We start from the raw sequence: 20,139 nt of genomic DNA on the forward strand, positions 1-20,139 counted from the left end.
CAAATGTACCGATAAAGCTAGTCTGGGCCGGTGCAGGGCGGACCGGAGAACGAGACAACCACCGACGAGCGGCACTCGTCCCGGGTGGCGTTCGAGGTCAACGGCGCGTCACGCGAGGTGCGGCTGGACAACCGCACCACACTGCTGGACACGCTGCGCGAGCACCTCGGCCTGATCGGGGCGAAGAAGGGCTGCGACCACGGCCAGTGCGGCTCCTGCACAGTGCTGCTGGACGGCCGCCGGGTGAAGAGTTGCCTGGTGTTCGCGGTCACGCTGGCCGACCGGTCGGTGGTGACCGTCGAAGGGCTGGCCGGGCCGGACGAGCTGTCCCCGTTGCAGGCCGCGTTCATCGCGCACGACGCGTTCCAGTGCGGCTACTGCACCCCCGGGCAGCTCTGCTCCGCCCGCGGCATGCTCGACGAGGTCGCCCGGGGCTGGCCGAGCGCGGTCACCGACGACCTGAGCGCACCGGCCGAGCTGACCGACGCGGAGATCCGCGAACGGATGGCCGGCAACCTGTGCCGCTGTGCCGCGTACCCGCACATCGTGGCGGCCGTGCGCGAGACGGCGGCGACCCGATGAGGGCGTTCCGCTACCACCGCCCGACCGACGTGGCCGACGCGGTCGCCGTGCTCACCGCGGAACCGCAGGCGGCGTACCTGGGCGGCGGCACCAACCTGGTGGACCTGATGAAACTCGGGGTGCAGCGCCCCGACGTGCTGGTGGACGTGACCCGGCTCCCGCTGGACACCATCGAGGAGTCGCCCGACGGCGGGCTGCGGATCGGCGCGACGGTACGCAACAGCGACCTCGCGGCCCACCCGGTGGTCCGCCGGGACTACCCGGTGCTGGCCCGCGCCCTGCTCGCCGCCGCCTCCGGACAGCTGCGCAACATGGCGACCACCGGCGGCAACCTGTTGCAGCGCACCCGCTGCGTCTACTTCCAGGACACCGGCAAGCCGTGCAACAAGCGGGACCCGGGCAGCGGTTGCGCGGCGCTGCACGGCCAGAACCGCGACCTGGCGGTGCTGGACTGGTCCGAGCAGTGCGTGGCCACCCACCCGTCCGACCTGGCCGTCGCGCTGGCCGCACTCGACACGGTGGTGGAGGTGCACGAGACCGACGGCGCCCGCGACATCCCGATCACCGCCCTGCACCGCTCCCCCGGCACGCACCCCGAGCGGGAGACCACCCTGGCCCGGGGCGCGCTGATCACCGCCGTCCGGTTGCCGCCGCTGCCGGCAGCGCGCCGCTCGACGTACCTCAAGGTGCGCGACCGGGCCTCGTTCGCCTTCGCCGCCGGCTCGGTGGCCGCGGTGCTGGACCTCGACGGCGACGTGGTCCGCGACGTGCGACTGGCGTACGGGGCGGTGGCGCACCGGCCCTGGCGGGCGCACCGGGCCGAGGAGGAGCTGCGGGGTCGACCGTTCAGCCCGGAGCTGGCGGCACGGGCCGCCGACGCGGAACTGGCCCAGGCGCGCCCGTTGCGGCACAACGGCTTCAAGCTGCCGCTGATCCGGGCCATCACCGTGCGCGCGCTCAGCGAGCTGGCCGAGGGGGCGTCGTCGTGACCGCCGACGCGGTCGGCCGGGCGTACCCCCGGTTGGAGGGCCGCGAGAAGGTCACCGGCACGGCGCGGTACGCGGTGGAGTACCCGGTGGACGGGGTCACGTACGGCTGGGCGGTGCCGTCGGCAGTGGTCCGGGGCCGGATAACCCGGGTCGACACGGCCGAGGCGCTCGCGTCTCCCGGCGTGCTGGCCGTCCTGCACCACGGCAACGCGCCCCGCCTCGCGCCCGGCCCGGAGCCGGAGCTGTGGCTGTTGCAGGAGCCGAGGGTGCACTACCGGGGGCAGCTGATCGCGGTGGTGGTGGCCACCAGCCTGGAGGCGGCCCGGGAGGGTGCCCGGCTGGTGCGGATCGACTACGACGCCGAGCCGCACAGCACCGTGCTCACCTCCGACCATCCCGGCCTGTACCGGCCGGACCATGTCAACCCCAGCTACCCGACGGACACCGCCGAGGGCGACTTCGACGCCGGGTACGCGGCTGCCCCGGTGCGCATGGATGCCACGTATCGCACGCCGGCCTACCACAACAACCCGATGGAGCCGCACGCCACGACGGCGCAGTGGCGCGACGGGCGGCTGCTGGTGCACGACTCCAACCAGGGCGCGTCGGCGGTACGGGGCACGCTGGCCGAGCTGTTCGAGCTGCCGCCGGAGTCGATCCGGGTCGTCACCGAGCACGTCGGTGGCGGCTTCGGCAGCAAGGGGTACGCCAAGGCAGCCGTGGTGCTGGCCGCCCTCACGGCCCGGCACGTCGACCGACCGGTCAAGCTGGCGCTGACCCGCCAGCAGCTGTTCGGCCCGGTCGGCTACCGCACCCCCACCATCCAGCGGGTCCGCCTCGCCGCCGACGCCGACGGGCGACTCACCGCGATCTGCCACGACGCGATCAGCCAGACCTCGACCATCCGGGAGTTCACCGAGCAGACCGCCGTTTACACCCGCAGCATGTACGCCGCACCCCACCGACGCACCACGCACCGGCTGGTCCGCCTCGACGTGCCCACGCCGTTCTGGATGCGCGCCCCGGGCGAGTGCCCCGGCGCGTACGCCCTGGAGTCGGCGATGGACGAGCTGGCGATTGCCGTGGGCATCGACCCGGTGGAGTTGCGGATCCGCAACGACGCGGAGGTTGACCCCGACCAGGGGCGACCGTTCACCAGCCGCAACCTGGTGGCCTGTCTGCGCGAGGGTGCCCAGCGGTTCGGCTGGGCGGACCGGGACCCGACGCCCCGCGCCCGGCGCGACGGGCGTTGGCTGATCGGCACGGGTGTGGCTGGGTCGAGTTACCCGGCCCGGGCCAGGCCGTCCTCGGCCATGGCCACCGCCCGGCCCGACGGCGGCTTCCTGGTCCAGATCAACGCCACCGACATCGGCACCGGCGCCCGGACGGCGATGTGGCAGGTGGCCGCCGACGCGCTCGGGGTGCCGCCGGAGCGGGTCGAGATCCGCATCGGTGACAGCGACCTGCCGACCGCCCCGGTGGCCGGCGGCTCGATGGGCACCGCCAGTTGGAGCTGGGCGGTGATCCGAGCCTGTCAGGCGCTGCGCGACAAGCTGCGGGACCTCCCCGGTGGGGTGCCGGCGGACGGTGCCGTGACCGCCGAGGCGGACACCGCCGACGAGGTGGGCGGGCAGGCCGCGCTGCCCCGGTACGCGTACGGGGCGCAGTTCGCCGAGGTGCGCGTGGACGCGGACACCGGTGAGGTACGGCTGAACCGGATGCTCGGGGTGTTCGCGGCGGGCCGGGTGGTGAACCCGACGACGGCGCGCAGCCAGCTCATCGGCGGCATGACGATGGGGTTGTCGATGGCGCTGCACGAGGAGGGTCTGCTCGACGAGCGGTACGGCGACTGGGTCAACCACGACCTGGCCACCTATCACATCACCGGCTGCGCGGACGTGGAGTCCATCGAGGCGTACTGGCTGGACGAGCAGGACGGCGAGCTGAACCCGGCCGGGGTGAAGGGCATCGGCGAGATCGGCATCGTCGGCGCTGCGGCGGCGATCGCCAACGCCGTGCATCACGCCACCGGCGTGCGGATCCGGGATCTGCCGATCCGGTTGGACAAGCTGGTCGGGGTATCAGCCCTCGCTTAAATAAGCGTGTGGTGATATAAAGGTTGTCGTGCACGCCTTCGATGTGCTGGGCGATCCGGTCCGGCGCCGCATCCTGGAACTGCTCGCCAGCGGCGAGCAGACCGCTGGCGCCGTCAGCGCGGTCATCCGCGACGAGTTCGGCATCTCCCAGCCCGCCGTGTCCCAGCACCTCAAGGTGTTGCGGGACAACGGCTTCGCCACCGTGCGACCGGAGGGCACCCGGCGGCTGTACGCGGTCGACCCGCGCCCACTGCGCGAGGTCGACGGCTGGCTGGAACACTTCCGCCGGTTCTGGACCCCGCCCCTGGCGGCACTCGCCACCGAGCTGGCCCGGGGCCGACGTGAACGTCGGCTACACGGGCCCGCCGACCCACCCGACGAGAGGAACACCTGATGTTCGACGCGACCGAGCAGATCAACGCCGTCCAACGGCAGGTCGGCAGCCGCACCCTGGCAGCCGGCGAGGCTCGGGTGACCACGATCAGCCAGACCTACCAGGCGACGGTCGAGGATCTCTGGGACGCCTGCACCAGCGCCGAGCGCATCCCGCGCTGGTTCCTACCGGTCTCCGGCGACCTGCGGCTGCACGGCACGTACGAGCTCCAGGGCAACGCCCACGGCACCATCGAGAGCTGCGAGCCGCCGCACCGCTTCACCGCCACCTGGGAGTACGGCGACGAGGTGAGCTGGATCGAGGTACGACTCACCCCCGTCGACGACGAGCGGACCCGCCTCGACCTGGACCACATCGCCCACGTCGACCAGGACCGGTGGGCCCAGTTCGGGCCGGGCGCCGTCGGCGTCGGCTGGGACCTGGGGCTGCTCGGCCTCGCCTCGCACCTGGCCGGCGACGGCAGCGGGATCACGCCGGAGAAGAGCGCCGAATGGAGCGCCTCCGCCGAGGGACGACGGGCCATGGAACTGAGCAGCCACCTGTGGGGTGAGGCGAGCATCGCCGCCGGCACCGACGCCGACGAGGCGAAGGCCGCCGCCGAGCGCACCACCGCCTTCTACACCGGCGCCCCGGAGGCCTGAGCGCGGGCGGCGGCGCCGCAGCCTGAGCGGCGATCGGGGGTAACGTGCTGCGGCATGACCGGCACGCCGTACTCGCACTGCTCCTACTGCGGCGCCGCCTACCCGCCGGCCGCCGGATGGCCGCGCGTCTGCGCGACCTGCGGCGAGACCGTCTGGCGCAACCCGCTGCCCGTCGCGGTGGCGGTGCTGCCGGTGCGTACCCCGCAGGGCCTCGGTGTGGTGGCGGTCCGCCGGGACATCGAGCCGGCCCGCGGGCTGCTCGCGCTGCCCGGCGGCTTCATCGAGTACGGCGAGGAGTGGTCCGAAGCGCTGGTCCGTGAGCTGCGGGAGGAGACCGGGCTGGTCGCGGCGGCCGAGGACGCGCGTCTCTTCGCGGTGCACGGCGCCCCGGCAGGCGGCACGCTGATGATCTTCGGGGTGCTGCCCGAGCGGCCGGTCGAGGAGCTGCCGTCGTCCACGCCGACCGAAGAGGCCACCGAGTGGCTGGTGCTCACCGACCCGGTCGAGTTGGCGTTCTCCACCCACACCCGGGCGCTCGCCGACTTCCTCACCCCCGACCGCCGCGCCTGACCGCGTTGACCCGGCCCCGCCGCCCGCCGCCCGCCGCCCGCCGCCCGCCGCCCGCCGCCCGCCGCAAGATCGTGCTCGATCCTGGTTGTAGTGGCATCAGCAGGGCTGCGAGGCCACTACTTCCAGGATCGAGCACGATCTTGGCGGGGCAACGCGGGGTGCGGCGGGGTGCGGCGCGGCGGGGCGGGGTGCGACGCGAGGCAGCGGGTAGGCGGGGTGGGCAGCGGGCGGGGCCGAGCAGCGCGGCAGAGCGCGGTGGGGTTAGCGAGGTAGGGCGTCGTCGACGCCCGTCAGGTAGCCACTGGCCTGGAGCTCGAACAGCTCCCGGTAGAGGCCGCCGGCCGCCATCAGCTCGTCGTGGCTGCCCTGCTGGACGAGCCGACCCCGTTCCATCACGAAGATCCGGTCGGCGTGCCGGACGTTGGCCAGCCGGTGGGTGATCAGGACGACCGCCCGGTCGGGGCGACGGCGCAGGTGCTGGAACAGGGCGTGTTCGGCGCGGGCGTCCAGGGCTGCCGAGGGTTCGTCACAGATCAGCAGGGCGGCGTCCCGGTAGAGGCCGCGGGCGGCGACCAACCGCTGCCACTGCCCGCCGGACAGCTCGTGGCCGTCCTTGAACTCCCGGTCGAGCAGGGTGTCGTAGCCGTGCGGCAGGCCGACGATCATGTCGTGTGCGGCGGCCGCGCCGGCGGCCTCCTGCACGCTGGGGCCGGATCGCTCCGGCGGGCGGTCGTGCCGCCCGACGCGGATGTTCTGCCCGGCGGTGAACGGGAACTTCCACCACTCCTGGGTCATCACGGCCACCTGGGCGCCGAGGGCGTGTGGGTCCAGCTCGGCCGCGTCGACGCCGTCCCAACGGATCACCCCACCGGTCGGCTGGTAGAGCCCAGCGATCAGCTTGGCAAGGGTGGTCTTGCCCGAGCCGTTCTCACCGACCAGCGCGATCACCTCACCTCGCCGGACGGTCAGACTGACCTGGTCCACTGCCGGGGCGTCGGTGTCCGGATAACTCAGGCTCACCTCGTCCACCTCGATCGCGTCGACACCGTCGATCACCCGGTCGCCGCCGATCGGCACCCGGGCGTGGGCGCGGGCCAGGAAGTCCCGGTAGTCCTGGTAGTAGAGGGCGTCCTCGTACAGCGAGTTGGTGGCGATGACCGAAACACCCAGGCTGGTCCGCGCGGACTGCAGGGCGAGCAGTGCGGTGGCCGCGGCGGCGAGGGCGACCATCCCGTTCAGCAGGAGGCCGCCGAGGACCGCGTACACCCCGAAGGTGGCCAGCCCCGCCACCGTGGCGCCGACCACCCGGGTGCCGGTCTGGGAGCGGACCAGACGCAGCTGGGCCCGGGTCTCGACGGCCATCACCCCGCGGTACTCGGTCAGCAGGAAGTCGCGCATCTGGTAGGCGCGCACCTCGGCCGCGGTGTGCCGGTTGGCCATCAGGTGGGCCAGCATCCACATCCGACGGCGCCGGGTGATCCGGGCCAGCATCGCCAGGTACTCCCGGCGGGCCATCCGCACCGCCGTGATGGCCTGGGGCACCGCGGCGAGCAGCAGGCAGGGCAGCAGCAGCGGTTGGATGACGGTCACCGCCACCGCGGTGGCGAGTATCCCGACCACGCCGGTGACCAGGTTGACGGTGTGGTCGACGATGTACGCGGCCTCCGTCATCCCCCGGTCCCGCGCGCGGTCCATCTCCTCGGCGAAGCCGGCGTCGTCGAACGCGGCCAGGTCCACCGCCGTGGTGGCCTCGAACAGCCGCAGCTCCACCTGATAGTTGATCTGTGGGGTCAGCCGGGCCTGGGCCCAGCCGGCCGCGATCGTGAGACCACCACGTGCCGACACCGCCGCCGCGGCCACGATCAGCGCCGGCAGGGCCGAGCGGACCCGGTCCGGGGTGGGACCGGCGGCGAACAACTCGCGCAGCACGCTGGTCGTGGCGAGCAGACCGAAGGTGGTCATCACCCCGGCGGCGACGTTGAGCCCGATGGAGGCGACGGTGTCCCTGCGGTTGGTGGCCCAGGCCAGCCCGACCGCCTCCCGGACCAGCCGGGGCAGCCTGCGGGCCACCGCCCAGAAGCTGGTGTGCGCGAACTCCTGCGCGTGGTGCAACCAGTCACGGTCCTCCAACTCCGGCAACATCGTGGCGGCGGGCGGATCGCCCGGCTGGTCGTCGTCCTCGGCAGCGGTGCGCTGGCGGGCCATCGACTCCACAGACCCTCCTCGGGGGCGGGGATCACGGATGCCGCCCGAGACTACTGCCTGCAACCGTTCGATGTCTTCAGGTAATCGGCGCGTCGCACGGGTGTGCCAATGGCGTGTCGTCACCATCCCGAGTCGGCCAGGTCAACCGGCCGGCGTCTCCGAGCGGAAGCTGTGACCGAGTTCGGCGCCCAGCCCGAAGTAGTGGCGGAAGTTGTAGATCAACGGATGCCAGGCGGCCGGGTCGACGTGGTTGGTGCCCGGCACGACGATGCCCTCGTCGGCGTGCACCGCCAGGACGTGGGCCTCGACGATGAGGAAGGTGTCAGTGACGTCGGCGTGTATCCGGGAGGCGCGGGCCTCCAGGTGCAGCGGGCACTCGGCCACCCGGGGCGGTCGGACGCAGCGCGACGGCTGCGGCCGCAGGCCGGCGGCCTCGAACTTCGCCGGCTCGTGTTGGAACCGGTCCCGCTTGGTCGCCGGCACCGGGTGCCGTCCGGTCAACGGCGCCAGCCGCTCGACAGCCTCCCACTGATCCGCAGCGGGAAGATTGATCACCAGGTCGGGGCGAGCGGCGAGGTTGTGCGCGGTCTGCCCGTCGCCGCCGAGACCGAGCACGACGACCTGCCCGAGGGCCCACGCCGAGGAGATCGGTGCCAGGTTGGCGCTGCCGTCGTCGTTCTCGGTGCTCAGCAGCACCACCGGGGTGCCGAAGTACAGGATGCTCGGGTTGATCGTCAGGTACTCGGTGGCGGTTGGTGTGTGGCTGATCGTCATGGTCGCCGACCGTACGGCGGTCATGGTTCGGCCCCTGCCGAAGCGACCACCGCGGGGTCAACCCCGCCGGGTGGAGGCGACGAACGGTCGGCAGGTCAGGACGGCGGCGTCCCCTCGGTGATCGGCAGGAGCACCCGGAACGTGGTCCGCCCGGGCTCGGTCTCCACCCGGATGTCGCCGTGGTGCTTGCGCACGACGATCCGGTACGAGATGTCCAGCCCCAACCCGGTGCCCGAGCCGACCGGCTTGGTGGTGAAGAACGGCTCGAAGATGCGTGGACGCACCTCGGGCGGGATACCGGGGCCGGTGTCGGTGATCTCCACCGCCAGCAGGTCACCGACGCGTCCGGTGCGGACGGTCAGCACACCCTTCTCCCCCATCGCGCCCAACGCGTTGTCGATCAGGTTGGTCCACACCTGGTTCAGCTCGGCCGCGTACGCCGGGACCGGTGGGAGGCCGCGGTCGTACTCGCGGACGAGCTTGACCTCGGCGGGAATCTTCCCCTTGAACATCACCAGCGTGGCGTCGAGCAGGTCGTGCACGTCCACCACCCGGTGCGGCGCGCGGTCCAACTGCGAGTACTGCTTGGCGGCGCCCACCAGGCCGGAGATCCGGGTGACCGCGTCGCCGATCTCACGCATCAGCAGCTCGGTGTCGACGGTGTAGGTGAGCCAGCGCACCGCGGCCTCCAGGTCGGCGGGACCGACCGCCGCCTTCACCTGCGCCAGCCAGGCCGTGTCGAGCCCGCCACCCACCAGGATCGGCGCCAGATCCCAGGCGCCATCGACCCCGTGCTCCTCCAGCCAGTCCGTGAGGGTGTCCTCGGCGTCGGCGGTCGCCATCGGGGTCAACTTCGGCGCGGTGGCGACCCGGGCAACCGCCTCCTCCTGCAACGCGACGAGCCCGTGCAGGGCGGTGCCGTCGAGCCGACCGTCGGCGATCATGGCGAGCTTGTGCCGCATCCCGGCGACCCGGTCGCGCAGCACCGAGGTGGCCCGCACCGCCGCAGCGGCCGGGTTGTTCAGCTCGTGGGTCAGACCCGCCGAGAGGGAGCCGAGGGCCAACAGCCGCTCCCGTTCGCCGACGATGGTCTGGGAATCCCGCATACCAAAGAACAGCCCCTCCAGCAGGTGCATGGGCATCGGGAACCAGGACCGCAGGGCGTGCGCGAAGTCCTCCGCTGGCAACACGAAGAAGTCCGCGTCGGTCACCGCCCGCAGGCTGTTGCGGTAGACCTGCTCGACCTGGTCACCCAGGTACGCCTGGACGGCCCCGCCGTACACCCCGCGCTGGTCGGTCCGGCTGACCTCGACGTCGTCGCCGCGCACCTGCCGGCTCAGCGCCACCGCCCCGCGCACCAGCACGAAGAAGCAGGTCGCGGCCTCGCCCTCGGCGTAGACGAGGGTGCCCCCGGCGCGCTGCTCGACCCGGCCACGCTCGGCCAGCCAGTCGAGCTGCCCGTCGTCGAGGGCCTCGAACAGGAACAGGGTGCGCAGCTGCGCGGGTGTCAGCCGGTCAGACGCGGTACTCACTGGGCCTCCTTTGTTCGTGACTGCGGGGCTCGCAAACCCGGCTCACTCCTCGCACTCACTGGGCCTCCAGGTAACGGTGCACTAGCGAAACGGCCATCGCGCCTTCGCCGACGGCCGAGGCGACCCGCTTGACCGACTCGGCCCGCACGTCCCCTGCGGCGAACACCCCCGGCACGCTGGTCTCCAGGTGGTACGGGTCGCGCGACAGCGACCAGCCGGCCGGCCGCCGCCCCCCGGCGACCAGATCCGGGCCGGTGACGATGAAGCCGCGCCCGTCGCGGATGAGCACCCCGTCCAGCCAGTCGGTGCGGGGCTCCGCGCCGATGAAGATGAACAGCCAGGAGGTGTCGACCGAGCGAGCCTCGCCGGTGCGGGTGTCGCAGAGATGCAGCCGTTGCAGGTGATCCTGGCCGGCGCCGCCGACCACCGCGGTGTGCGGGTGCACCGTGATCTTGTCGATCCGTTCCAACTGGTCGATCAGGTACCGCGACATCGAGGCGGTCAGGTCCGCGCCCCGGATCAGCAGGTGCACCCTCGACGCGTACCGGGAGAAGTGCACGGCCGCCTGGCCGGCGGAGTTGGCCCCGCCGACGATGTAGACGTCCTGCTCGACGCAGCTCGGCGCCTCGGTGGCGGCGGCGCCGTAGAACACTCCCCGGCCGGTGAAGTCGGCCAGCCCCGGGGCGTCGAGCACCCGGTAGGAGACCCCGGTGGCCAGCACCACGGTGTGCGCGGCGATCTCGGTGCCGTCGCCGAAGCGCAGCAGTCGTGCGCCGCCAGCCTCGCTCAGACCGACCACCTCCCGGGCGCTGAGCAGCTCGGCGCCGAACTTCACCGCCTGCCGGCGTGCCCGGTCGGTCAACTGGGCGCCGGAGACGCCGTCCGGGAAACCCAGGTAGTTCTCGATCCGGCTGCTCTGCCCGGCCTGCCCGCCGGTCGCCCGTCGCTCGACGAGCACGGTGCGCAGCCCTTCCGACGCGCCGTACACCGCCGAGCCGAGGCCGGCCGGTCCACCGCCGATCACGACCAGGTCGTAGAAGTCAGCCGCCGGCACCACGGTCAACCCGGCCAGCGCGGCCAACTCGGCCTCGCTCGGGGCGACCAACGCCTTACCCTCGGCCGTCACCACCAGCGGCACGTCCGCCTCGGTGGCCCCGGCCGCGTCGAGCAGCCGGGCGCCTTCCGGGTCGTCGGACAGCAGCCAGCGGTACGGCACCAGGTTGCGGGCCAGAAAGTCGCGGACCTTGAACGACGGCGCCGACCAGCGGTGCCCGACGACCCGGATCTCGGCACTCGCCGCGTCCGGGGTGACCGCCCACGCCTCCAACAGTCCGTCGACCACCGGGTACAGCTTCTCCTCCGGCGGATGCCAGGGCTTGAGCAGGTAGTGGTCCAGGTCGACCACGTTGATGGCCTCGATCGCGGCGTCGGTGTCCGCGTACGCGGTGAGCAGCACCCGGCGGGCGGCCGGGAAGATGTCCATCGCCGCCTCGAGGAACTCGACTCCGGTCATCTCCGGCATCCGGTGGTCGGCCAGCAGCAGCGCCACCTGTTCGCCGCGCAGCTTGACCTCTCGCAACGCTTCCAGCGCCTCCGGCCCAGAGGAGGCCCTCAGCACCCGGTAGCGGTCGCCGTAGCGGCGCCGGATGTCCCGGGCCACCGCCCGGGACACCACCGGGTCGTCGTCGACGGTCAGGATCACCGGGTTCGCCATGGCGCCATGAAATCACCTCCGGGTCGTCGACCGCACATGGCCGAGTGTCGACGCACGGTTGACCGGGTTCGGGATGGGTAAGCCGGGGAGCCGCGCGGGTCGCCGTACATCGACGACCCGCCTGGCTGGCGCGCACACCTCGGGGGGCCCATGGCGGACGTGTCGCCGACCGGACCGACGATGTCGGGCGGGATCGTGGAGTTGCGGGTACACGGTGTCTCCGGTGCGGGGGCGGACCAGGTGTTGGACCGGCCGCACGTGCACCAGGTCGCTGGCGACCGCAGCGGAGGGTTCTACCGACCGCGTCCCGGCTATCCGGACTCGACCGGGACCGACGGGGTGACGCTGGAGGCGTACCGCTGGAGTGACCTGCCGTCCGGGACGGCCGTGCGGACGTTGTCGTTGGTGTTCCTTCTGCCGTTCATGCTCTGCAATGTGGCGGTCTGGATGCGCCCGGCGAGCCACGCCTCGAAGTACGGCATCATGGCGCTGTGCCGGGTGCTCGCCCTCACCCTCACCATGCTCTACGTGCTCTCCATCGTCGGGGTGGCGTTGGACCTGATCGCCTGGCGTTGCATGGGCACGCCGTCGTGCCTGGCCGGCCGGAGCTGGCTGTCCTGGCTCGGAGGACGCCCGATCGGGCTGCGCCTGGGTGTGCTGGCGCTGGTGCCGGTCGCCGCCATCGGGCTCGTCTGGTGGCTGGGTGCCCGCCCGAGCCATTCGTTCGACGCGTTCCGGACCCCGTCGACGCCGGTCTCCAAGCACCGGTTGAGTGCCGTCGGCCAGTGGGACGGCGAGCCGCTGGTGGGTCGGCTGCGCTCGGTGCACGTCGCGGCGGCGTTCGCCACGCTCGACGGCAGCCTGCTGGCGGCCAGGGCCAGCCAGCACGCCTCGTTGGTGATGGTGGCGCTGCTGGCGGCCACCGGGGCGGTGCTGCTGACCTGCCTGGTCCTGCTCACCGTCGTACGGAGCATCGACCGGACTGATCGGGCGCCCCGAGTGGACGCCCTCTTCCGCGGGCTGCGCACGTTCGCCTGCGGCCTGACCATCCTGGTGATCGTGCACATCGTCATCAGCCCGACTCCGTGGCCGCAGGATGGTGCGCTGCCCGGCTACAGCGCAACCGTGGCCTGGTTGTTCGTCAGCCAGACCGTGCTGGTGGCCGCCCTCGTCGCGGTGGTGATCTGGCGGCGGGGCGGCGGGCAGCGGAGGGCTCGGCTCCGTGCGTTGGGAGCGCCGGTCTTCGTCACCGCCGCGGCCGGGCTCGCCGTGGCGTTCTCCGCCGAGTTGGTCTACCGGGTGGCGGACCTGCTCGATCGCGACGGGACGACCGCGGACAGCCTGGAGACCAGCCCTCCGTTGTCGTACAAGTGGGCGATCTTCGGGTTTTTCCTGGCGGTGGTGACCGCGGTGCTGGTGGCTGGCCTCGTCACCGTGCTGACCCGGCGTGGGCGGCGGCGGGCCGCGCGGGCGATCGTGGCCGCCGATTTTCCGCACGCGCCACCGGGGGCGGCGGACCGGCTGCGCCGGGTCGAGCAGGCGGTGGCGCGGGCCCGGTTCACCGAGCGGCTGGAACCGCTCTCCGTGGTGTACGCCGGGCTGGCCGCGCTCGGCCTGTCCACCAGCGTGCTCGGCATGCTCCAGCTCCGTCCCGGTGATGTTGCGCAGCGCTACGTCGGGGTGCCCGAGAGCATGGTCAACTTTTTGATCGGATCCGGCAGCTACCTGATCGCCGCGATCATCCTCGGGCTGGTGGTCGGCGGCATCTTCGCCTACCGGACCGCGCAGTTCCGCCGGTACGTGGGTGTGTTGTGGGATCTGGGCACGTTCTGGCCCCGGGCCGCACACCCCTTCGCGCCGCCCTGCTATGCCGAACGGGCCGTGCCGGAGCTGGCCAAGCGCATCTCCTACCTGGTGGAGCAGGGTCAGGGGGTGCTGCTCGCCGGGCACAGCCACGGTTCGGTGCTGCTCGCCGCGACGGTGTTGCAACTGCCGACCCGGATCACCGATCGGGTCGCTCTGCTGACCTACGGGTCGCCCCTGGGCCGGTTGTACTCGCGGCTGTTCCCGGCGTACGCCGACGAGCCGGCGCTGCGGGAGATCGGTGAGCGGGTCGGCTGGCGCTGGATCAACCTGTGGCGAGACACCGACCCGATCGGCGGCTGGATCTTCGCCTCGCACCGGCCCGGGGAGACCGAGACGCTGACCGGTCCGGCGGCGATGGTGGATCGCCGGTTGAAGGACCCGCAGGACGTGGTCGCGCCGCCCAGCGACAGCGTTCCCCCGCCGATCCTGGGGCACTGGCCGTGCGAGTCGCAGGAGGCGTTCGCGGATGCGGTGCGCGATCTGGCCGCGCGACTGCGCTCTGAGCGCCCGGCGGCCGACTGAGGCAACGGCCGGCTATCGTCGCCGGGTGACCCCGTCCAAGCAGCCCGAGCGTCGGCTGATCGCCTCCAACAAGAAGGCCCGGCACGAGTACACCGTGCTGCGCACCTACGAGGCGGGCATCGTGCTCGTCGGCACCGAGGTGAAGTCGCTGCGTGAGGGGCGAGCCTCGCTGGTGGACGCGTTCGCGCACGAGCGCGACGGCGAGATCGTGCTGTACGGGCTGCACATCGCCGAGTACGCCTACGGCACGTGGACCAACCACGCTCCCCGCCGCAACCGCAAGCTGCTGCTGCACCGGGCCGAGATCGACCGGATCCTGGACAAGGTGCGCGAGGGCGGGGTGACGCTGGTCCCGCTGTCGATGTACTTCGAGAACGGCTTCGCCAAGGTCGAGCTGGCCCTGGCGAAGGGCAAGCGCTCCTACGACAAGCGGCAGACGTTGGCGGAGCGGGACGCCAACCGGGAGATCGCCCGCGAACTGGGCCGGCACCTGAAGGGCCACCCCCGCCGACCCTGACCTCCGTCGTGCGGGTCGCGCGGTCGCCGTCTTCCGTCCGCCGGCCGCCGACGGCGAGCCGCACCTGCGGCCTACAACGCCCAATGAGGTACGCGGAAGCTGCCCTCATCGGGCTTTCGCAGTCGCAGATGCGGGCGCTAGGGTGAGCCGGTGACGACGTTCCAGATCGGTGCGGCGGCCGACCTGCTCGGCGTCAGCGCCGACACGATTCGCCGCTGGGTGGACGCCGGGCGGCTGACGGCCGAGCGCGACGAGCACGGCCACCGGGTCATCGACGGTGTCGACCTGGCCGCGTTCGCCCGCGCCCAGGCCGCCGATCCGGACGCGGGCGCCGAGTTCTCCTCGGCCCGCAACCGGCTGCGCGGCATCGTCGTCGACGTTCGTAAGGACACGGTGATGGCCCAGGTCGACATCCAGGCCGGCCCGTTCCGGGTCGTGTCGCTGATGAGCCGGGAGGCGGTCGACGAGCTCGACCTTCGGGTCGGGTCGGTGGCCGTCGCGGTGATCAAGTCGACCACGGTGGTGGTGGAGCGGGCCGCGCCCACCGCGACGACCAGGGGGAGGTCCGGCGGATGAGCGCGCGGAGAACGCGTACGGCCCTGGCGGCTGTGGTGGCGGCGACCGCGCTGGCGGTGGCCGGCTGCGGCGGAGGCGACGACCGGGCATCCGGCGGTGCCGCGGACGGTCGGGTCACCGGCACGGTGACGGTGTTTGCGGCCGCCTCGCTGACCGAGTCGTTCACCCGAATCGGGAAGGCCTTCGAGGCCGCCAATCCGGGCAGCACCGTGACCCTCAACTTCGCCGGCAGCTCCGCCCTCGCCAACCAGATCAACCAGGGCGCACCGGCGGACGTGTTCGCCTCGGCCGCCCCGGCGAACATGACCACGGTCATCGAGGCCGGCAATGCCGACGGCACACCGAGCACCTTCGCCCGCAATCAGTTGGTGATCGCGCTGCCCCGGGGCAACCCGAAGGGGGTGACCGGGCTGGCCGACCTGACCCGGCCGGGTGTGAAGGTGGCACTCTGCGCCAACCAGGTGCCCTGCGGCGCGGCGGCCCACACCGCGCTGGACGCGGCCGGCGTGGCGCTGACGCCGGTCACGCTCGAGCAGGACGTGAAGGGCGCGCTCGCCAAGGTGAAGCTCGGCGAGGTCGACGCGGCCCTGGTCTACCGCACGGACGCGCGGGCAGCGAGTGCCGACGTGACCGGCGTGGAGTTTCCCGAGTCGGCGCGGGCGGTCAACGACTACCCGATCATCGCGCTGAAGGACGCGCCGAACTCGGCGGGCGCGTGGGCCTTCGTGGCGTACGTCCGCTCGGCGCCGGCGCAGGCGGTCCTCGCCGAGGCCGGCTTCCAGGCTCCATGAGCCAGGTCCTCGATCACGCCCCTCCCCGACGGCGAGGGCGGGTGCCCGCGGCGCTGTTGATCCCCGCCGGGTTGGGCCTGCTCTTCCTCGTTCTGCCGCTGGCCGGCCTGGTGATCCGGGCACCATGGGCGACCCTGCCGGAGCGGCTCACCGAGCCGGGCGCGCTGACCGCTCTGCGGCTGTCGGTGCAGACCGCCACCCTGGCCACCCTGCTCTGCCTACTGCTCGGGGTGCCACTCGCCTGGGTGCTGGCCCGGGTCGAGTTCCCCGGCCGCCGGCTGGTACGCGCCCTGGTCACCGTGCCGCTGGTGCTGCCGCCGGTGGTCGGCGGGGTGGCGCTGTTGCTGGTCTTCGGCCGGCGTGGGCTGCTCGGCGGCTGGCTCGACGCCACGTTCGGCATCACCCTGCCCTTCACCACCGCGGGTGTCGTGTTGGCCGAGTCGTTCGTCGCCATGCCGTTCCTGGTCATCGCCGTGGAGGGTGCGCTACGCGCCGCCGACCACCGCTACGAGGAGGCCGCCGCGACGCTGGGCGCCAGTCGGTGGACCACCTTCACCCATGTCACGCTGCCGCTGGTGGCGCCCGGGCTGGCCGCCGGGGCGGTGCTCTGCTGGGCGCGGGCGCTCGGCGAGTTCGGTGCCACCATCACCTTCGCCGGCAACTATCCCGGCCGGACGCAGACCATGCCGCTCGCCGTCTACCTGGCGTTGGAGACCGATCTGGAGTCCGCGATCGTGCTCAGCCTGGTGCTGCTCGTCGTGTCGGTGGGCATCCTGGTCGCGTTGCGGGACCGCTGGATGACCAGCGCATGAGCGGTCCACTGCTCGACGCCCGGCTCGTCGTCGACCGGGGCACCTTCCGGCTCGACGTGCCGCTGCGGGTCGCGCCCGGCGAGGTGGTCGCGCTGCTCGGCCCGAACGGCGCCGGCAAGACCACCGCGCTGCGCGCGCTGGCCGGGCTGCATCCGCTCAGCGACGGGCACGTCACCCTCGACGGCCTCGTCCTGGACCGCCCGGCGACACGGGGCTGGGTGTCCACCGAGCGCCGGTCGATCGGCGTGGTCTTCCAGGACTACCTGCTCTTTCCGCACCTCAGCGCACTGGACAACGTGGCTTTCGGGCCGCGCCGGCACGGTGTCGACCGGCGGGCCGCGCGTGCCACGGCCCGGGACTGGCTCGGCCGGGTGGGGCTCGACGCGCAGGCGCACCGCCGCCCCCGGCAGCTCTCCGGCGGTCAGGCGCAGCGGGTGGCGCTGGCCCGCGCGCTGGCCGTCGCGCCGGCGCTGCTGCTGCTGGACGAGCCGCTCGCCGCGCTGGACGCCCGCACCCGGCTGGACACCCGCGCGGAGCTGCACCGCCACCTGTCCGCCCATCCGGGCGCGACGGTGCTGGTCACCCACGACCCGCTCGACGCGCTGGCGCTGGCCGACCGGCTGGTCATCGTCGAGGGCGGTCAGGTGGTGCAGGAGGGCGACGGGCCGAGCGTCACCGCCCGCCCGCGCACCGACTACGTCGCCCGGCTGGTCGGGCTGAACCTCTACCGGGGCCGGGCCGAAGGGCACGGGGTACGGGTCGCGCCCGAGCTGACCCTCACCGTCGCCGACCGGCTGGACGGCGAGGCCTTCGTGGCGTTCCGCCCGGCTGCGGTGGCCCTGCACCCGACCCGACCGGAGGGCAGCCCACGCAACACCTGGGCGGGCACCGTGGCCGGTGTCCAGCGGCACGGCGACAACGTGCGGGTGCAGGTGGACGGGCCGATCGGGGTGGCCGCCGACGTCACGCCGGCCGCCGCCGCCCAGCTACGGCTGATCCCCGGACAGCGGGTCTGGGTGGCGGTCAAGGCGGCCGAGACGCACGCCTACCCGGCCACCGGCTGAACCCCGGACCGGCGTCCGGCGCGGGGTCAGTCGGCGAGCAGGTCGTTGTGCGCGGCACGCAGCCGAGCCAGCGCCGGGTCGCTGCCGGGAATGACCCGGCGATCCAGCTCGGCCCACGCCTCGGCCAGCGCCGCGCGGATCGCACCCAGCTCGGCGGCGTGCCGCTGACTGCTGCGCCGGTGCTGCTCCTCAAGGCGCCGGGCCCAGCCGGCGGTGACCGTGGAGAGCCGGTCGGCGTCGGCGCGGGCCTGCGCGCCGCTGCGGGCGGCTGCGGCGGGAACGATCGCGGCGACCGGGCGGGGATCGCCGTCGCGGGTGACGACGGTGACCGCGTCGGTCAGCTCGGCCAGCGCGACGAGCTGGCTGAACCGGGTGCGCGCCTCACGCAGCGGCACGGAACGCGGCGGGTCGGAATGAGGGGTGAGCGCGGGGACGGCCATGGATGCATGGTGCCGCCCGGGTACGACAGAACGCGCGGTCGTCAGTGGACGGTGGGCTGCGGTTCGCTGGGCGCGGCGAGCCACTCGTCGGCCAGCACCGACCAGACCTCAAGGTCGATCCGACCGTGCGGGCCTGGGCTGACCTGGCGGAGTGTGCCGTCGAGGCGCAGGCCGAGCCTGCGGGCGAGGGCCTTGCTGCGGGTGTTGTCGGCGTCGGTACGCCACTCCACCCGCTGGATGCCGCGCTCGCGGACCGCCCAGTCGATGATCCGGCGGACCGCCGGCGCGACCATGCCCCTTCCCTGCGCCTCCGGCTCCACCCAGCATCCGACCTCGCAGACGCCCCGGGTCACGTCGAACGACACGAACATGACCCCGCCGACGAGGGTGCCCCGCCACCACAGCCCCCAGATGCCACCGGTGTCGCTGGCCCACCGGTCGGCGTACCGCTGCAGCACCGCCCGGGACGACGCCAGGTCGGTCGCGACGAAGGACGGCGACACCCAGGGCTGGATGTGCTTCCGCGCCCGGTCCAGGTTGGCGAGGAACTCCTCAGCCCGCCACGGGTCCAGCGGGCGCAGCTCGACCTCCTCGGTCAGCGGCAGGGCGAACACGGGGCCTCCTACGCGGGTGCGCTTCGAACGTCGGTAGCAGGCTCGCACAGGCACGTCGGTCGGCGCCGGCCCGGGGCTCGGTCCTTGCCTCATCCTGCCCGGGCCTACCGACGGCCCGATCAGATGATCATGTGGGTCCAGTAGCTGAGCCAGAGCACGAACAGCGCGCCCTGCACCACGGCGAGTGCCGCGGTCAGCCACACGTCGACGCTGGCCTGACGGGCCCAGCGGGCCAGCACCAGGGCCACCGGGAAGGCGGCGAGCAGGTAGCGCAGCAGGCTCTTGTACACCGCCGGGCCCATCGACAGGGGCACCAACACCATGAGTACGCCGTAGACCAGGTAGGCCAGCTCCCGGCGGCGGAACCCGGCGACCAGCACTGCCAACACGGCCACGGCGAACCAGATCCGGGCGGCGTCGCGCGGCTCCCCGGCCAGCCCGTTCAACAGCACCGGCACCGGGTTCTGCACCCTGATCCCCCACCCGGTCTGCTGGGCGTGCTGGTAGGCGAACCAGTCCCCGCCACGCCACCGGCAGAACGCCATGAAGGTGAACCACCCGGCGGGCAGCAGCAGCAACGGCCAACCAATCCGCAGGTAACCGAGCAGGGCGCGCGGGCCGAGCCGCCAGTCGTGCTGGCGGAGCAGCACCAGGGCCAGCGGCAGCGCGACGATCAGGCCAACGGAACGGCTCATCGCCAGGAAGTAGCCGAGCACACCGACCAGCAGCCACTGGCGCCGCTCGGCGTGGTAGAACGCGGCCAACGCGAGGCAGACGAAGAGCGACTCGGTCAGCGCGGCCTGGAAGAGGAACGCGGTCGGCAGCAGCACCAGGTACCGGGTGAACCGGCGGGCCGCGTCCGCGTCGCCGAGCAGCAGCTCGGCCAACCGGTAGCCGTACCAGAGGGCCAGCAGGAACGCGACGTTGCTGATCAACAGCAGGGCCAGCGCGTTGTCGCCGCCGAGCAGCACGCCGACCGGCCGGGCCAGGAACGGGTAGAGCAGGGGGAAAGCGAAGTCCCTCCACGGCCCGGTCAGGGGCAGCTCGCTCAGCCGTAGGTAGAGCAGCGCGTCCCAGGCGAACCAGAAGGAGATCCACCGGTGCCCGGAAATCTCCCGCTGCTGTGCCCACATCAACGCCTCGTCCGACGGGGGCGCCCCGGGGACGCCGTCCCAGGCGTGCAGGGCCAGCAGCCCGAGCAGGGTCAGCAGCAGCTTCGCGCCGAGGAACAGGCCGATCACGTACGGCCAGGGCGCCGGCACCCGACGGGCCGTGCGCGCCCCGACGCGGCCGGCAGCGACCAACCGGGCGGCCAGCGCCGCCGCGACGCTCCGCCACCGGTGCATCCGCCCCGCTCCCCCGGTCCGCCGGCCCACCCGCCGTGCGCGGGGTGTCGCCCTTCCCGTTGTACGCCGCCGCGCGACCCGCCGAAGCGGAAAC

General features: G+C 72.8%; 19 protein-coding genes. 12 read left to right on the plus strand and 7 right to left on the minus strand.

Annotation, left to right across the window (positions count from 1 at the left end):
* Window positions 1-84: 84 nt before the first annotated feature.
* From ABZS37_RS15790 to ABZS37_RS15815, 6 genes are read left to right on the plus strand one after another with little or no spacing between them, the layout of a single operon-like run.
* Window positions 85-582 (plus strand): 2Fe-2S iron-sulfur cluster-binding protein, encoded by a 498-nt coding sequence (locus ABZS37_RS15790; protein ID WP_354994389.1) that lies wholly within the window; start codon window positions 85-87, stop codon window positions 580-582.
* Window positions 579-1,571: a xanthine dehydrogenase family protein subunit M gene (locus tag ABZS37_RS15795; protein WP_355169465.1), complete on the plus strand. Its 993-nt coding sequence runs from the start codon at window positions 579-581 to the stop codon at window positions 1,569-1,571. Before ABZS37_RS15790 ends, ABZS37_RS15795 begins: the two co-directional genes overlap by 4 nt.
* Window positions 1,568-3,667 (plus strand): xanthine dehydrogenase family protein molybdopterin-binding subunit, encoded by a 2,100-nt coding sequence (locus ABZS37_RS15800; protein ID WP_355169467.1) that lies wholly within the window; start codon window positions 1,568-1,570, stop codon window positions 3,665-3,667. The genes ABZS37_RS15795 and ABZS37_RS15800 overlap by 4 nt, the downstream gene beginning before the upstream one ends.
* A 28-nt stretch (window positions 3,668-3,695) precedes the next feature.
* The gene (locus tag ABZS37_RS15805; RefSeq protein WP_355169469.1) at window positions 3,696-4,061 is read left to right on the plus strand and encodes a metalloregulator ArsR/SmtB family transcription factor; all 366 of its coding nucleotides are present in this window, start codon (window positions 3,696-3,698) and stop codon (window positions 4,059-4,061) included.
* Entirely contained in the window at window positions 4,061-4,702 is a 642-nt protein-coding gene (locus ABZS37_RS15810; protein ID WP_355169471.1) for an SRPBCC family protein, read from the plus strand. Before ABZS37_RS15805 ends, ABZS37_RS15810 begins: the two co-directional genes overlap by 1 nt.
* A 54-nt stretch (window positions 4,703-4,756) precedes the next feature.
* Window positions 4,757-5,272: an NUDIX domain-containing protein gene (locus ABZS37_RS15815; protein ID WP_355169473.1), complete on the plus strand. Its 516-nt coding sequence runs from the start codon at window positions 4,757-4,759 to the stop codon at window positions 5,270-5,272.
* A gap of 261 nt (window positions 5,273-5,533) precedes the next feature.
* Here the strand turns inward: ABZS37_RS15815 and ABZS37_RS15820 are convergent, their stop codons facing one another.
* From ABZS37_RS15820 to ABZS37_RS15835, 4 genes are all read right to left on the minus strand, one after another.
* Window positions 5,534-7,477 (minus strand): ABC transporter ATP-binding protein, encoded by a 1,944-nt coding sequence (locus ABZS37_RS15820; protein ID WP_355169653.1) that lies wholly within the window; start codon window positions 7,475-7,477, stop codon window positions 5,534-5,536.
* Window positions 7,478-7,618: 141 nt separating this feature from the next.
* A complete protein-coding gene (locus ABZS37_RS15825) occupies window positions 7,619-8,251 on the minus strand; it encodes a flavin reductase family protein (protein ID WP_355169475.1) in 633 nt (210 codons plus the stop codon).
* A gap of 95 nt (window positions 8,252-8,346) precedes the next feature.
* Window positions 8,347-9,783 (minus strand): ATP-binding protein, encoded by a 1,437-nt coding sequence (locus tag ABZS37_RS15830; RefSeq protein ID WP_355169477.1) that lies wholly within the window; start codon window positions 9,781-9,783, stop codon window positions 8,347-8,349.
* A gap of 55 nt (window positions 9,784-9,838) precedes the next feature.
* Complete coding sequence (locus ABZS37_RS15835; RefSeq protein WP_355169479.1) at window positions 9,839-11,497, minus strand: FAD-dependent oxidoreductase; 1,659 nt, start codon at window positions 11,495-11,497, stop codon at window positions 9,839-9,841.
* A 150-nt stretch (window positions 11,498-11,647) separates the two neighbouring features.
* Between ABZS37_RS15835 and ABZS37_RS15840 the strand changes: the two genes are divergently transcribed.
* The 6 genes from ABZS37_RS15840 to ABZS37_RS15865 all read left to right on the plus strand — a co-directional run bounded on the left by ABZS37_RS15840 (window position 11,648) and on the right by ABZS37_RS15865 (window position 17,645).
* On the plus strand, window positions 11,648-13,885 hold the full coding sequence (locus tag ABZS37_RS15840) for a hypothetical protein (RefSeq protein WP_355169481.1): 2,238 nt from the start codon (window positions 11,648-11,650) through the stop codon (window positions 13,883-13,885).
* A 25-nt stretch (window positions 13,886-13,910) separates the two neighbouring features.
* Window positions 13,911-14,402, plus strand: a complete 492-nt coding sequence (gene smpB / locus ABZS37_RS15845; protein WP_355169483.1) for an SsrA-binding protein SmpB — start codon at window positions 13,911-13,913, stop codon at window positions 14,400-14,402.
* A gap of 150 nt (window positions 14,403-14,552) precedes the next feature.
* Window positions 14,553-14,978 (plus strand): TOBE domain-containing protein, encoded by a 426-nt coding sequence (locus ABZS37_RS15850; RefSeq protein ID WP_355169485.1) that lies wholly within the window; start codon window positions 14,553-14,555, stop codon window positions 14,976-14,978.
* Entirely contained in the window at window positions 14,975-15,769 is a 795-nt protein-coding gene (gene modA, locus ABZS37_RS15855) for a molybdate ABC transporter substrate-binding protein (RefSeq protein ID WP_355169487.1), read from the plus strand. Before ABZS37_RS15850 ends, modA begins: the two co-directional genes overlap by 4 nt.
* Complete coding sequence (locus ABZS37_RS15860; protein ID WP_355169489.1) at window positions 15,766-16,581, plus strand: ABC transporter permease; 816 nt, start codon at window positions 15,766-15,768, stop codon at window positions 16,579-16,581. The genes modA and ABZS37_RS15860 overlap by 4 nt, the downstream gene beginning before the upstream one ends.
* Window positions 16,578-17,645, plus strand: coding sequence for an ABC transporter ATP-binding protein (locus tag ABZS37_RS15865; protein WP_355169491.1), 1,068 nt, complete (start codon window positions 16,578-16,580; stop codon window positions 17,643-17,645). The genes ABZS37_RS15860 and ABZS37_RS15865 overlap by 4 nt, the downstream gene beginning before the upstream one ends.
* A gap of 26 nt (window positions 17,646-17,671) precedes the next feature.
* Here ABZS37_RS15865 and ABZS37_RS15870 read toward each other — a convergent pair whose 3' ends face one another.
* The 3 genes from ABZS37_RS15870 to ABZS37_RS15880 all read right to left on the minus strand — a co-directional run bounded on the left by ABZS37_RS15870 (window position 17,672) and on the right by ABZS37_RS15880 (window position 20,045).
* A complete protein-coding gene (locus ABZS37_RS15870) occupies window positions 17,672-18,085 on the minus strand; it encodes a type II toxin-antitoxin system Phd/YefM family antitoxin (protein WP_355169493.1) in 414 nt (137 codons plus the stop codon).
* Window positions 18,086-18,126: 41 nt separating this feature from the next.
* Window positions 18,127-18,699, minus strand: coding sequence for a GNAT family protein (locus ABZS37_RS15875; protein ID WP_355169495.1), 573 nt, complete (start codon window positions 18,697-18,699; stop codon window positions 18,127-18,129).
* Window positions 18,700-18,818: 119 nt separating this feature from the next.
* A complete protein-coding gene (locus tag ABZS37_RS15880; RefSeq protein WP_355169497.1) occupies window positions 18,819-20,045 on the minus strand; it encodes a hypothetical protein in 1,227 nt (408 codons plus the stop codon).
* Window positions 20,046-20,139: the final 94 nt, after the last annotated feature.

It is taken from the genome of Micromonospora sp. NPDC005413, assembly GCF_040606435.1.
Classification (GTDB): domain Bacteria; phylum Actinomycetota; class Actinomycetes; order Mycobacteriales; family Micromonosporaceae; genus Micromonospora.